Source organism: Acinetobacter sp. YH12072 (assembly GCF_013419565.1).
Taxonomy (GTDB): domain Bacteria; phylum Pseudomonadota; class Gammaproteobacteria; order Pseudomonadales; family Moraxellaceae; genus Acinetobacter.
Genome location: NZ_VOZV01000027.1, coordinates 13959 through 27447 on the forward strand (window position 1 = coordinate 13959; position 13489 = coordinate 27447).

The window sequence follows — 13489 nt, forward strand, 5'->3', positions numbered from 1 at the left end:
AAAATTGTGATATTAGCCAGCAGTTTTATTTATAAAAGTTTATAGAGAATTGCATCTGAAATCAGGCAGTTCGCTTTACTGTATTTTTCACCGGGTTTAAATGATAAATCCGGTTTTGCGGATTGAGTTTTTCCATATGCAAAATTTGCTTGTCATTGAGCTGAAGTTGATAGAGAAGTTTCAGACTTTGTATTCTCTTAAAGGCATAAAAGGGAATGACAAAAGGATAGATAAAACCAAATATCCATAGCAATAAACCAAATCCTGAAAATTGCAGTGCATCTAAGAATACAGTGAAAAAGTGGAATTGATGATTTGACACTGCGACAAGTGCAAAAAATAGAAACAGTAAAATTATACTAAAGCAAAATACATAAATGAGATTTGGAATGCCTTTATGTAGCAGGCTCCATCGGCTAAAAATGATTTGTTTGGGATGCAGATGGATTACCTGTTGAGTCTGATTGTAGAGGGCAATGATTTTATTTTTGCCATGCTTCTGAATATAAATGACACAGATATGATCTGCGGGTCAGCAACCACTTCTACAAAATGACCAGTAAAATTCTGTGTATTAATAAGGCATTCAAAATAGCAGCCGGGTAATTCATATTGGCTAAAAATAGCTAACATCTCATCACGTCGATAATGAATAAATATTTTACCTTCAATTATTTGCTTTGGCTCGAACATGCCAATATTTTCCTTACTTTTTTCTTATATAAAAAAGACTTATGCAATTAATTTAGCATAAGTCTTGAATGAGATTTTTAATTTTCTAAAAGGCTTAAAAAGGTACAGAGATATAGGTATAGATCAGGCCATAAGTTAAAGCTGCAGTTAAGGTCGCCATGACAATTTTCTTAAACTTGAAATACAGTCCAGCGAGTACAATAAAACCGATCAGCATGGCAAAGCTTTTATCTGGCGTTTCCAATAAGGGCGGTAAGGTCGCCACAACCAGCATGGAACTGATAGCAGCAATCCCAATTGAACCCAAAGCAATTTTCAGCCATAGCGCACCACGTTTTTGCGAACCCTGCTGAAATTTTTGAATTACATAGAAAGGGCCAAAACGTGAGGCAAAATTGGCAATCCCGACAATAATTCCGACCAAGATAATTTCAAGATTCATGATTGATCTCCTGCATATTCAGGATCTGGTTTTTTCAGCACATAGTGCTTGAACAGGCCGGCCAAAATGCCGGAACTGATGCCGATAAAGATCGCAGCGGACAAATCGATAAAATAACAGGCTACCGCTGAGACAATAATCGTGATGGTCACCACAAAGGTATGTTTCTTTTCAAAGGCTGCCAGTAAGAAACTTAAGAACAGGGCAGGTAGCAGGAAATCTAAAGCCGCCTGCAAGAATTGTGGCAGGTGACTGACCTGATCAGCAAATAAGCCGCCTAAAAATGAACCTGTCGCCCAAGATAGCCAGCTAAATAGACTCAGACCGAGCATCCACGACTCTGACCATTCCTGACGCCGTTGTGACAGCTTGATCATACCTGAAGCAAAGACTTCATCAGTAAGACCCCAAGCCCAGACTGCGGTTTTCTTCAGGTTTAAACGATCTTGAATCAGGTTTTGTAAAGCTGGGCCGTATAAAAGATGACGAATGTCCAAGGCAATCACGGTCAAGGCAGTCATCCAGATCGAAGTACCGCTACCAAGTAACGCTACAACTAAAAACTGACTGGCACCGGCATACATGGAGCAGGACAGAAATAAGGCTTCCCAGGCAGTAAAGCCGAACTGGGTGGCAGAAACGCCAAAGGCAAAGGAGACCGGAAGGTAAGTAAATATAATGGCCTGGCTATCTTTGGCACCTTGCCAGAAACCGGCAGGTTGCATCGCTACTGGATTGTGGTCAGACACAAAACACCTTGAGGGAGAGAGTTAAAACAGGGATTAAATCAAGATTGTGTATTGTACGCGAATTTAATAGCATAGTGCCGAAATGTTTAACTGGCGATTCTGATATGTTGATGTTCAAGACACGTGCAATGCTGGTCGGTGTTTTAATCGGCAGCACCTTATTTCTTCAAGCTTGTGGAAATGACAGTCAAGCGCCAAAAGCCGAAATTAAAGCGGCACCTAAACTCTCTAATGATGCGACCACTTATGCCAATGCTGCATGGCAATTCATGAATGAAGTCGATCCGCTGGTTTATAACAAGGAAATGGAACAGATAGATGCTCAGGTACGTCAACCGGCCCGTAAATTGAGTACTGACTGGCGCATTAATGTGAAAATGACTGACTCAGTGACGGAAGGAAAATATGCCTTATGTCGCAAGGCGTTAACCAGTCTGGAAATCTGGGCACGTAGCACCGTTGAAAATAGCAGTAGCGTGGCACAGAAACAGGCCGACTATGAGCGTGATAAACAGCAATGTCAGGGAGCTATTGCTCATCCTGAACTGGGAAATACTGATCCAAAGCAGAAAGGTAATGCAGTAGCTGAACAGTCTTAATCGGGTTTTATAATCTTCAGGCGGGACTTCGGTTCCGCTTTTTTGTTATAAAAAACGATTCTATTTATATAAATAAACAATAATTAAAATCAAAAAGATTGCCCTGAATCATTAAAAAAGTCCTATAATTGACTCATAATCAAGCGATTTAGAGATAAAAGTTAATTTTTGGAGTCATTTTAAATGTTTAATAAATTGTTTTTAGCGATAAGTCTAAGTACTATTTTAGTAAGTGGAGTACAAGCTTCTCATGCGTGTGAAGTGGCACCATGTACCAATGGCTTTGATAGCGTCAATGTCTGTGAATTGCGTTCTTAAATTTTAAATCCATCTCCCTATAGAAAATTTAAACAGCAAAAATTAAAAGAAGCCTCAGAATAAGGCTTCCCATACAGTAGACGATCATGTCTTAAAGCAACATGAACAGACGTTCTAGATACAACACTGCTCCGCTCAAAAGAATACTGAGACCACAGAGCAAACGTAAAGAGTGCCAAGACATGAGATTTCGTCCTACTGTATTCATTTATGTTGAAAGTGCTTCCAGATAACGGCGATTCACTTCCTTCCAGTTCACCACATTAAAGAAAGCGGCAATATATTCAGGACGACGGTTCTGGTATTTCAAATAGTACGCATGTTCCCAGACATCCAGACCTAGAATCGGGGTATTGCCATGCATGAGGGGTGAGTCCTGATTGGCACTGTTTTCTACAATAATGGTTTGATCAGGTGCTACGCTGAGCCAGGCCCATCCGCTACAAAAACGGGTCAGGGCTGCTTTGGTAAAAGCTTCTTTAAAGGCTTCAAAGCCGCCAAGCTCCTTGTCGATCGCCTGTGCAATTTCACCTTGAGGATTGCCCCCACCATCTGGACTCATTACTGTCCAGAACAGGGAATGATTGGCATGACCACCACCATTATTAATCACATTATTTTTCAAATCTTCAGGTACCTGATTGGCTTTGCTCACCAGTTCTTCCACAGAAAGATCTTCCCATTCTGTGCCTTCAATACCTGCATTGATGTTGTTGATATAAGTTTGATGATGTTTGGTATGGTGGATTTCCATAGTTTTAGCATCAATATGCGGTTCCAATGCATCATAAGCATAAGGGAGTTCGGGAAGGGTATAGCTCATTTTTAATTGTCCTTAAGCGTGATTGAGTGAGTGGAATTTTCGACTAAATTTTAAAATACGCTTGAGTTATATTAAATACAATGAGAATTATTATCATTAATGTTATGGGATGAGATTTTTATAAATAGAATGTAAAGATGCGTATGAAAATGGCAAGAAGCCAAAGAAAAGCCCCGATCATTCGGGGCTTTTCTTTGGCTTCAACTTATACGTTGAAACGGAAGTGAAGAACGTCACCGTCCTGAACGATATAGGTTTTACCTTCTAGACGCCATTTACCTGCTTCTTTAGCGCCAGCTTCGCCGTTATACTGTACGAAGTCATCATAAGCAATACATTCTGCGCGGATGAAGCCTTTTTCGAAGTCAGTGTGAATGACACCCGCTGCTTGAGGCGCAGTAGCACCGACTTTAACCGTCCAGGCACGAACTTCCTGTACACCGGCAGTAAAGTAAGTTTGCAAGCCTAGCAGTGAATAGCCTGCGCGGATTACCACGTTCAGACCCGGCTCTTCCATATCCATTGCTTCCAGGAATTCGGCACGGTCTTCATCTTCAAGCAATGAAATTTCAGCTTCGATCTGGTTGCAAAGTGGAACCACGATTGCATTTTCAGCAGCTGCCAGTTCACGTACCGCATCGAGGTGCGGGTTATTTTCAAAACCGTCTTCTGCCACGTTAGCGATGTACATCGTTGGTTTAAGCGTTAACAGACCAAAGCCACGTACCAGTTTACGTTCGTCATCATCCAGATTTGCTGCACGGGCAGGTTTGCCTTCATCAAGCAAAGGTAGGATTTTTTCAAGAACGGCTTTAGTGGCTACAGCTTCTTTATCGCCACCTTTTGCAGACTTCGCCAGACGAGTCACTGCTTTAGTCACAGTTTCAAGGTCAGCTAGAGCAAGTTCAGTGTTAATCGTTGCGATGTCATCAAGCGGATCAATTTTACCGTTGACGTGAATCACGTTTTCATCTTCGAAACAACGAACAACATGAGCAATTGCATCAGTTTCACGGATATTCGCCAGGAACTGGTTACCCAGACCTTCGCCTTTAGATGCACCAGCAACCAGACCCGCGATGTCCACGAATTCCATGGTAGTTGGTACCACGCGTTGTGGTTTTACGATTTCAGCAAGTTTATCCAAGCGTGGATCTGGTACAGGCACGATACCGGTGTTTGGTTCAATCGTACAGAATGGGAAGTTTTCCGCAGCAATTGCAGCTTTAGTTAATGCATTGAAAAGCGTAGATTTACCAACGTTAGGCAGGCCTACAATACCACAATTAAAACCCATGAAATAACTCACACAGCGTTATATAAAAATTGCCAGTGATTTTACATGAAAGCCATGACAAAGTCAGGTCATGGCTGGGTGCTTTGTTGAAAACTTATGAAATAGATGTTTTTAAATTTTACGTTTATCGAGCTGATTCGATAGGGTGTCACCAGTGGCCTGAACCAGCATGACCAGAATCACCAGCACCACAATCACCGCCAGCATGATCTGCATGTCAAAACGCTGATAGCCATAACGGTAGGCAATGTCGCCCAGACCACCGGCACCAATAGCACCGGCAATGGCGGATGAGTTAATCATGGTCACCAAAGTGACGGTAAAACCGGCCACAATCCCTGGTAAAGCTTCAGGTAATAGCACATGCCAGATAATTTGCTTACGGTTACAGCCAATCGCTTGAGCCGCTTCAATCAGTCCCTGATCTACTTCACGTAAACTCACTTCAGCAATACGCGCAAAGAAAGGAGTCGCGGCCAACGTTAAAGGTACAACGGCTGCCCAGACGCCATAGCTGGTGCCTACAATCCAGCGGGTAAGGGGAATTAAAGCGACCATTAAAATCAGGAAAGGCACCGAACGGGTAATATTTACAATCCAGCCCAGAGCCTGATTAATGGGTTTGGATGGATAGATCCCGTGTTCAGATGTACTGACCAGTACTACTGCCATCGGTAAACCAATCAGAAAGGCAACGATTGCGGATACACCAACCATGATGAGGGTATCGGTGGTTCCTGTTAGTAATAAATCAATGAGTTGGTCGTGCATAGCCAATCACCTCAATCTGTGCAATGTGTTGTTTTAGTTTTTGCTGAAGTAAGTCAGTATCCAGATTTAGATCGGCAACTGCGACAATCAGGCTACCGACCAGATGATTCTGGATGCTGTCGATATGACTTTGATAGAGATGCACCGGATGCTCGAACTGTTCGAAAATCACTTTCAAATCTGGTGAATGCTGAACACTAGAGGCATAGCGCAGTTTGATAATGCTATGCGTGGTATCTGTTGTCACTTCAGGACTGATCGAAAATGGCAGTTCCAGCTGTTCCAGATTCAGCAGTTCCTGGGTAATTTGCTGCTGTGGATTGGAAAACACTGACCAGACTTCACCCGCTTCAACAATTTCACCTTTTTCAATCACGACGACTTGATCGCAAATTTCACGGATCACTTGCATTTCATGGGTGATCAGCACAATGGTAATACCAAGTTTCTGATTGATTTCTTTTAACAGTGATAACACCACGGAAGTGCTTTCCGGATCCAGTGCAGAAGTGGCTTCATCACAGAGTAGAATTTCCGGGTGATGCACCAGCGCGCGAGCAATGCCGACACGCTGTTTTTGTCCACCGGATAGCTGGGAAGGATAGCTCTGTGCCTTATCGCTTAAGCCCACCAGTTGCAGTACTTCGTTTACACGCGCATCAATGTCTGATTTTTTATAATTTGCAACTTTTAAAGGCAGAGCTACATTTTCCCAGACGGTTTTGGCTGACATCAGATTGAAGTGCTGGAAGATCATGCCAATGCGCTGACGTAGCTGGATCAGTTCAGCATGGGTGAGCCCAGCCAGATCCTGCTGATGGATATGGATATGACCTTCACTGATCTGTTCCAGACCATTCAAAGTACGTAGCAGCGAAGATTTTCCTGCGCCACTTTTCCCGATAATCCCGAAGATTTTACCTTCAGGAATATCCAGATTGATGTCCTTTAAGGCATGTACCGATTTGCCTTGTACCTCATAGTATTTGTTCAGGTCACGGATTTTGATATGTGGGACGGAAAACGCCACCTGAGAACCAAAACTCACCATAGTATTCACCTTATTTCCAGCCTTCAAACCACATACCAGTACCAAAATCCTGGTCCAGAATTGCTTTGACTTTTTCAGAATTCTGGAAAGCTTTTACGAAAGTCGCCAGTTTCTGGTTTTTATCTTCATAGTCTTTGCGTGTCACAAACAGAATGGCGTATTTCTTGTCGATTGGATCCAGGAACAGAGCATCATGTGGATCTGCTGCTTTAGCAAGTTTTAGATAATGCGGATAACCAAAGATCAGGTCTGCTTCATTCAGGGCATGCGCCGTTTGTGGGCCCTCAACTTCAATAAACTGCAACTGTTTAGGATTATTCTTGATGTCCTTAACGGTTGATAATTCATTGTTGATATTTTTCAGTTCAATCAGTTTTGCACGGTTAAGAAGGATCAAGGCACGTGCCAGATTCACCGGATCATTTGGAATGACCACACGGGCATTTTGTGGTAACTCATCCAGCAATTTATATTTCTTAGAATATAAACCGACATGGCTACCCGTACCGGGCGCGAAGCTATGTAGATTGAAGTTGGTTTCGCGAATGGCATTTCTTAAGTACACACTTTGCTGAAAAAAGTTGGCATCAATATCACCATTTTGTACCGCGACATTGGGTGCATGCCAGTCGGAAAATTCAACCAGTTTCACATTAATACCTTGCGGTTTCAGTTCATCAGCCACACTTTGCAATAAGTCTGCATAAGGTGGGCTAATGCCAATGGTCAGTACATCTTCCTGCTGCTGACCCTTGGTCCAACGGTAAGCCGCCAGACCAAGAATAAGTGCGAGGATGACGCCGCCAATGATCCACTTCTTTGCATTCGAATTTGACGAATTTACTTGTGTCATAACTACACCTTATTTCCAGCCCGGGAACCAGAGTTTCGCACCGAAGTCAGCATCTAATGCTTCCTTCACGCGAGGTGAGTTCTGATAGATTTCAACAAATTTTTTCAGCTTGTCATTTTTGTCCTGATAGTCTTCATGTACGGCAAACAGGATCGCGTAACGGTTGTCTTAGTTAGAGTCAAATAGCAATGCTTGTTCTGGATCAGCTGTTTTAGCCAGACGTAGGTAATGCGGGTAACCGAATGCCAGATCAACATCATCAATGGCACGTGCGGTTTGTGGGCCTTCGACTTCAACGAACTGCAGGTTCTTCGGATTCGCTGCAATATCTTTCAGGCTAGATAGATGATTGTTTGGATCTTTTAATGTGACCAGATTCGCTTGTTGTAATAACAATAGAGCACGGCCTTGGTTAACTGGATCGTTTGGCACCACAACTTTCGCGCCGTCTTTAAGTTCATCCAGACTGTTAATTTTCTTGGAATATAGACCAACATGAGTTGCTGTACCTTTGGCAAACGCCTTGATTTTAAAATCAGTTTCTTTCTTCGCATTATCCAAAAATGGCTGATGCTGGAAAAAGTTAGCATCAATGTCACCATGATTCAGGGTGATGTTTGGTGTGTTCCAGTCTGAGAACTCGACCAGTTTGACATTTACACCTTGTTGTTTGGCCTCAATTGCTGCCACCTGTAAAGGTTTAGCAAAAGATGGGCTGATCCCAATCACCAGTTCATCCGAACCAGATTTCTTTTGCTGGTTCCACACCACTAGTCCGATAATCACGGCGGCAATAATCACCCCAATAACGGTGAATTTTGTTTTAACGGTTTGTGCCATGTTGCACCTCAAAATAAATTTATGCTGATTGTTTTTGCTTTAGGTTCGTGTTCGCTGTTGAGGCGGAGCTTTGACATCGGAATTGCTGCACTGGATGCGCGCTAGGTAAGCGGTCACCTTGCTGAAACAGTTTGTGTCTGAAACTGCCTTGTTCATATTCAGTTTTATAGCGTCCGCGCTGCTGTAATTCAGGAATCACAAATTGGATAAAATCCTGATGTGATTCAGGTGCCACCGTGCGGGTCAGGTTGAAGCCATCGATACCAGTTTCATCAATGAGCTGAATCAGTTTTTCTGCCACCGTTGCGCCACTACCTACGATCAGTGGATAACGACCACCCAGCTCATGTTGAGCTTTTAGGTCATTGGGTGTGATCTGCTGCTCTTTAAATTTGTCATTAACCGTCGCAATACTATTGGTCTTCTTGTAAGGAATTGGTTCATCATCAGCGAATTTGGACAGGTCAATCCCGACAGAACTTGAATAATGCGCAAGACCAGCTTCAGGACTGGCATAAGCACGGTATTCATCCAGTTTATGCTGTGCCAGTTTATCCGTTTCAGCGGTCACGACGGTAATGCCGACAAAAATCTTGATCGCTTCAGGATCACGGCCTTGTTCAGTGGCCTGACGACGAATCTGATCGACCTGTTTCTTGATCTTGTCCGGATGGTCACCACCAATAAACATGCCTTCAGCATGCTGGGTAGCGAAAGCCATACCACGCGGTGATGCACCAGCCTGGAATAGTACCGGCGTACGCTGAACAGAAGGGGAAACCTGGAATACGCCCTGACTGCGATAAAACTGGCCTTGGTGATTGATCTGATGCACCTTGGCTGGATCAGTAAAGATACGCTGCTGCTTATCTTTTAAGACAGCATCATCTTCCCAGGAGCTTTCCCAGAACTTGTAGCACAGCTGTAAAAATTCCTCGGCCTGTTCATAGCGCAGATCATGGTCTTTCAGGCCATTTTCACCAATCAGACGTTGTGCACTGTCCAGATAACCGGTGACAATATTCCAGCCGATACGGCCATGGGTCAGGTGATCCAGGCTGGCAAAGCGACGGGCGAACTGATATGGCGATTCATAACTGAGATTCACCGTGACGCCAAAACCGAGATTCTCAGTCACTGCTGCCATGGCAGATACCAGTGTGCTTGGATCATGGCTGGGTAATTGAATCGATTCTCTTAGTGTCAGATCAATGCCGTTTTGATAGACGTCATAGACTCCAGTAATGTCGGCAATGAACAGACCATAAAACAGGCCTTTTTCTAGCGTTTTTGCCAGATCAGTCCAGTAGCTCAGCTCATTAAAACGGTGTGATTCATCCCGTGGATGAGTCCACAGACCATGATTGATATGACCCACGCAGTTCATATCAAATGCATTCAGTAGGATTTTTTTTGCTTTCGAGCTAATTGTAGTATTTGTCATTACAATGTCCCCCGGCGTGGAGGCAGTACGCCATTCAGCAAATAATTAGCGATGAAATAGTACTTCCAGCGTGAAGCATCGTGCAGGGTATGCACGCGGGCATTGCGCCAGAAACGATCCAAGCCATCTTCGCGCTGGCTACCACGACTGCCAGCCAGTTCAATCAGCTTCGATGATGCTTTTAATGCGGTTTCAGAACTGTGTGCACGCACTTTGGCTACATCTAGAGAGGCTTTGGCAACACTGACCTCAGTCGGAGCAACCTTGGCGGCATCGACAGAACGTGCGGCCTGTTTCAGTAACACTTCAGAAGCACGCACATCAGCGACCACGCGACCCAGTTCAAATTTGGTCAGCGGATCATCCATGGCTTTATCCACACCTGAATCAATCCACGGGCGCGCCTGACGTACGCGATTCAAGGTTTCCTCAAAAGCAGCACGGGCAATGCCGGTTTCAATCGAGGCATGCAACAATTGAGCGAAAGGGCCGGAGATGGTTGGACGGGAATAGGCTGTATCAAAACGTACGACATCTTCTGCAAGCACCTGCACATTGTCAAATTTTACTGTGCCGCTGCCGGTGGTACGCTGACCAAAACCGCTCCAGTCATCGATTAGGGTCAGGCCTTCACTGTTGCGCGGCACAAAGACCAAGAACTGCTGTTCATGTTCATCCACCACTAGGGTTGGAATGCGATGCGCAAACAGGCTGCCAGTACAATAGAATTTTTCGCCGTTAATGACATAACCTTGCTCGGTTTTGCGGATCGCGGTTTGACGCTGTGCAGCAGTCTTGGTCTTGAATTCAGCTAGGGCATTACCAAAACGAGCACCTTTTAAGACTTCGGCATAGAGTTTCTGTTTTTGTTCCTCCGTGCCGTTATTGCGCAGGATTTCGAGACCATAGAAATGGTTTTGCGGAATCTGACCGATTGATCCATCCACACCGCTCATTAGGGCAATGACTTGTGCCACCGTATAGCTAGACACTTCTGCACCACCATATTCTTTAGGTACAGTAATCGCCCAGAGTCCGGACTGGCTATAAGCCTCGATTTCTTCGAAAGGCAGAATACGTTCAGCATCACGTTGTACTGAATTAATCTTGAACTGCTCTGCCAGATTATGGGCAATTTCTAGTGCTTCTTCATCAGATTTGATGATGTGCGCATGTGCCAGCTGTTCTGACTGCAATGGACTAATGTTTTGAAATGAAGTCATGGCAAATATCCTTAAATCCAGGCGTGGCGGGCAGGGAGTTTATGATTTAGGTAATAATCCCCAAGTGCATGCAGCTTCCAGCGGATCGGGTCATGCAAGGTATGCACACGGGCATTACGCCAATGCTGATCCAGATTGTGCTGACTGAGGCTGGAGCGACTTCCACCCAATTCCAGTAATTTTTCCGAGATATGTAGCGCAGCATCGTTGGCATAGACCTTGGCTTCAGCCACTAGAATTGAGGCTTTGGCTGCCTGCTCATCAGTCACAGATTCCAGCTGATCCAGTTCATCCAGATATTCAGCGGCTTCATCCAGCAGTAAAATCGCGGCATCGAGCAGCACAGAAGATTTGCCAACTTCCTGCAGGGTATAATGTTCTAAGCTGGCTTTTTCGACTTGAGCATCGACAATTGGACGTGCTTTTTGTACGGCAGTCAGCGTATCGGCAAAAGCAGCTTCGGCAATGCCGACATCAATCGCGACCTGCATCAATTGGGAATAGGCACCGCGGTAGCTTGGTTGATTTCCTAACAGACGCTCATCAAAAATCAATAGCGGATCAACTTCGACATGCTGAAGTTTGACGGTACCACTCGAAGTCGTGCGTTGACCAAAGCCATTCCAATTGTCGATCACTTCCACACCTTCAGCATTGCGGTCGACAATGGTTAGTACTACATGGCCTTCTGGATGAATCGCTTTAATCGCTAACCAGTGCGCGAAGCTACTACCAGTTGAATAGAATTTCTCGCCATCCACAAAATAGCGGCCATTTTCAAATGTTAAAGTGGTGGCAAGCGTCTTGGTATCTTTGGTATTGCGCTCTGGACCGCCATTCGCCAGACGCTTACCTTTTAGAATTTCGTTATAAATAAACTGTTTTTGTTCTTCTGTGCCCATGATCTCGATCATGTTGAGTAATGCGATCTGGTTCTGCGGAATTTGCCCGACACTTGAGTCAGCCTTATTAATAATCCGGAATACATGCGCCAGGGTTTTATTGACAACAAATGCACCGCCGTACTGTTTCGGAATGCGCATGCCGCCCAGGCCTTTCTGGCTGAACAGGTCAATCTCAGCAAAAGGTAATAGACGTTGCTGATCACGCTGATTACGGCCTTCCAGGGCAAAGTCTGCAACCTGATAAGCAGCATTAATCGCGTCAAGATCATTTTCGATGATATGAACTTTTTCAGAAGTTAAACGAGACATAATGACATCCTCAATCGATGCCAAAACGTTACAGCGAAAGCTTTATGTAATTAAGCAATTGCTTTTGCAAAGCTTATAAAAAAAGCTCTTTAAGATAAAAACTGCTAGATTCTTATAAATTTGGAATATAGTAACTGATTAAAATTAAATAGATTTTGAATAATTTCTTAATTTTAATAGATGTTTTTAAAGCAGTGCATATCTGCTTTATAGATAATCAAGACAAAAAAATGTATAAAAATACTCATCGTCGTGCTGAATAAGCAACATCTTTATTTTGAATAAAAAGTTCATTGTATTTCCAGGCTAGGGTGACTAAAGTATCCGACTAAATTAGATGGTTTTAATGCGATCTAACCTAAAAACAAGCATGGAGAATTTATGCGCATCTTATACCAGTTTCCACTTTCTCATTTTTGTGAAAAGGCACGCTGGATGCTGGATTACAAAGAGCTGGAATATGTCGCGCAAAACCTCATGCCGGGTGCCCATCGTGCCTTTGCCCGCCTGAAAACTGGACAAAACCGTTTACCGATTCTGCGTGATCAGGAACGGTGGATTGCGGATTCGACCAAAATCGCTCTATATCTGGATGAGCAATATCCTGAACACCGTCTGCTACCTGCAGAAGCAAGCTTGCGTCAGCAGGCACTAGATATTGATGAAATCATCCAAGAATTAGGCCGCCATGTGCGTCGCTGGATGCTGGCTCAGGCTTTATCGCATGACCATGAATCGATGGATATTCTGATTGGAGAAAAAGGCTATCTGCGCCAGTTTGAAAAATTCTCCAAGCCATTGCTAAAAACCATTTTGACCAAGGGTTATGCCTTGACTGAAGAAACACTGGAACAGTCCAAACAATTTATCAAGGATTCGGTTGAGCAGCTTAATCAGATCCGTATGGAAAAAGAAGGACCTTATCTCGTCGGTTCGCGTTTCTCTCTGGCCGATATTGCGGTTTGTTCTATTTTGGCTCCTCTATTGGCTATTCCGGGAACGCCGTGGGAGAGGGAAAGCTTTGAATCGATGTCGGATGAATACCGGGAATATCAAAGTCATCTGGCTGAGTTGCCATTAGGGCAATATATTCAAAAGATGTATCGTAATGAGCGCAATGCCCGTGTTGATTGGCGCGGTGTATAAAATTAAAAATGAAATAAAAAAACGCG

General features: G+C 43.9%; 12 protein-coding genes and 1 pseudogene. 2 read left to right on the forward strand and 11 right to left on the reverse strand.

The annotated features are described in order from the left end of the window. Nucleotides 1-787: 787 nt before the first annotated feature. Nucleotides 788-1135 carry an L-valine transporter subunit YgaH gene (gene ygaH, locus FTU19_RS11790; protein ID WP_159123254.1) on the reverse strand — a complete coding sequence of 116 codons (348 nt, stop codon included), beginning with the start codon at nucleotides 1133-1135 and terminating at the stop codon, nucleotides 788-790. Beyond that, complete coding sequence (locus FTU19_RS11795; RefSeq protein ID WP_179993099.1) at nucleotides 1132-1860, reverse strand: AzlC family ABC transporter permease; 729 nt, start codon at nucleotides 1858-1860, stop codon at nucleotides 1132-1134. The genes ygaH and FTU19_RS11795 overlap by 4 nt, the downstream gene beginning before the upstream one ends. 128 nt (nucleotides 1861-1988) lie before the next feature. On the opposite strand from FTU19_RS11795, the gene FTU19_RS11800 reads away from it, so the two are divergent. Continuing rightward, nucleotides 1989-2483 carry a hypothetical protein gene (locus FTU19_RS11800; RefSeq protein WP_159123256.1) on the forward strand — a complete coding sequence of 165 codons (495 nt, stop codon included), beginning with the start codon at nucleotides 1989-1991 and terminating at the stop codon, nucleotides 2481-2483. A 526-nt stretch (nucleotides 2484-3009) separates the two neighbouring features. On the opposite strand, the gene FTU19_RS11805 is transcribed toward FTU19_RS11800, so the two are convergent. From FTU19_RS11805 to FTU19_RS11845, 9 genes and pseudogenes are all read right to left on the reverse strand, one after another. Then, complete coding sequence (locus FTU19_RS11805; protein ID WP_180131354.1) at nucleotides 3010-3624, reverse strand: superoxide dismutase; 615 nt, start codon at nucleotides 3622-3624, stop codon at nucleotides 3010-3012. Between the two features lie 205 nt (nucleotides 3625-3829). Beyond that, complete coding sequence (ychF, locus tag FTU19_RS11810; RefSeq protein WP_005236355.1) at nucleotides 3830-4921, reverse strand: redox-regulated ATPase YchF; 1092 nt, start codon at nucleotides 4919-4921, stop codon at nucleotides 3830-3832. A gap of 111 nt (nucleotides 4922-5032) precedes the next feature. Beyond that, nucleotides 5033-5692, reverse strand: a complete 660-nt coding sequence (locus FTU19_RS11815; RefSeq protein ID WP_159123258.1) for a methionine ABC transporter permease — start codon at nucleotides 5690-5692, stop codon at nucleotides 5033-5035. Continuing rightward, complete coding sequence (locus FTU19_RS11820) at nucleotides 5673-6743, reverse strand: methionine ABC transporter ATP-binding protein (RefSeq protein WP_180131385.1); 1071 nt, start codon at nucleotides 6741-6743, stop codon at nucleotides 5673-5675. The genes FTU19_RS11815 and FTU19_RS11820 overlap by 20 nt, the downstream gene beginning before the upstream one ends. A gap of 10 nt (nucleotides 6744-6753) precedes the next feature. After that, nucleotides 6754-7596, reverse strand: a complete 843-nt coding sequence (locus FTU19_RS11825) for a MetQ/NlpA family ABC transporter substrate-binding protein (RefSeq protein ID WP_180131357.1) — start codon at nucleotides 7594-7596, stop codon at nucleotides 6754-6756. Between the two features lie 9 nt (nucleotides 7597-7605). After that, nucleotides 7606-8436: pseudogene (locus tag FTU19_RS11830) on the reverse strand (MetQ/NlpA family ABC transporter substrate-binding protein). Nucleotides 8437-8455: 19 nt separating this feature from the next. After that, complete coding sequence (locus FTU19_RS11835) at nucleotides 8456-9880, reverse strand: LLM class flavin-dependent oxidoreductase (protein WP_180131359.1); 1425 nt, start codon at nucleotides 9878-9880, stop codon at nucleotides 8456-8458. Continuing rightward, complete coding sequence (locus tag FTU19_RS11840) at nucleotides 9880-11103, reverse strand: SfnB family sulfur acquisition oxidoreductase (protein ID WP_180131362.1); 1224 nt, start codon at nucleotides 11101-11103, stop codon at nucleotides 9880-9882. Before FTU19_RS11840 ends, FTU19_RS11835 begins: the two co-directional genes overlap by 1 nt. A gap of 11 nt (nucleotides 11104-11114) precedes the next feature. Next, complete coding sequence (locus FTU19_RS11845) at nucleotides 11115-12317, reverse strand: SfnB family sulfur acquisition oxidoreductase (RefSeq protein WP_373684969.1); 1203 nt, start codon at nucleotides 12315-12317, stop codon at nucleotides 11115-11117. Nucleotides 12318-12698: 381 nt separating this feature from the next. On the opposite strand from FTU19_RS11845, the gene FTU19_RS11850 reads away from it, so the two are divergent. Next, nucleotides 12699-13463 (forward strand): glutathione S-transferase family protein, encoded by a 765-nt coding sequence (locus tag FTU19_RS11850; protein WP_180131368.1) that lies wholly within the window; start codon nucleotides 12699-12701, stop codon nucleotides 13461-13463. The last annotated feature ends 26 nt before the right edge of the window (nucleotides 13464-13489 follow it).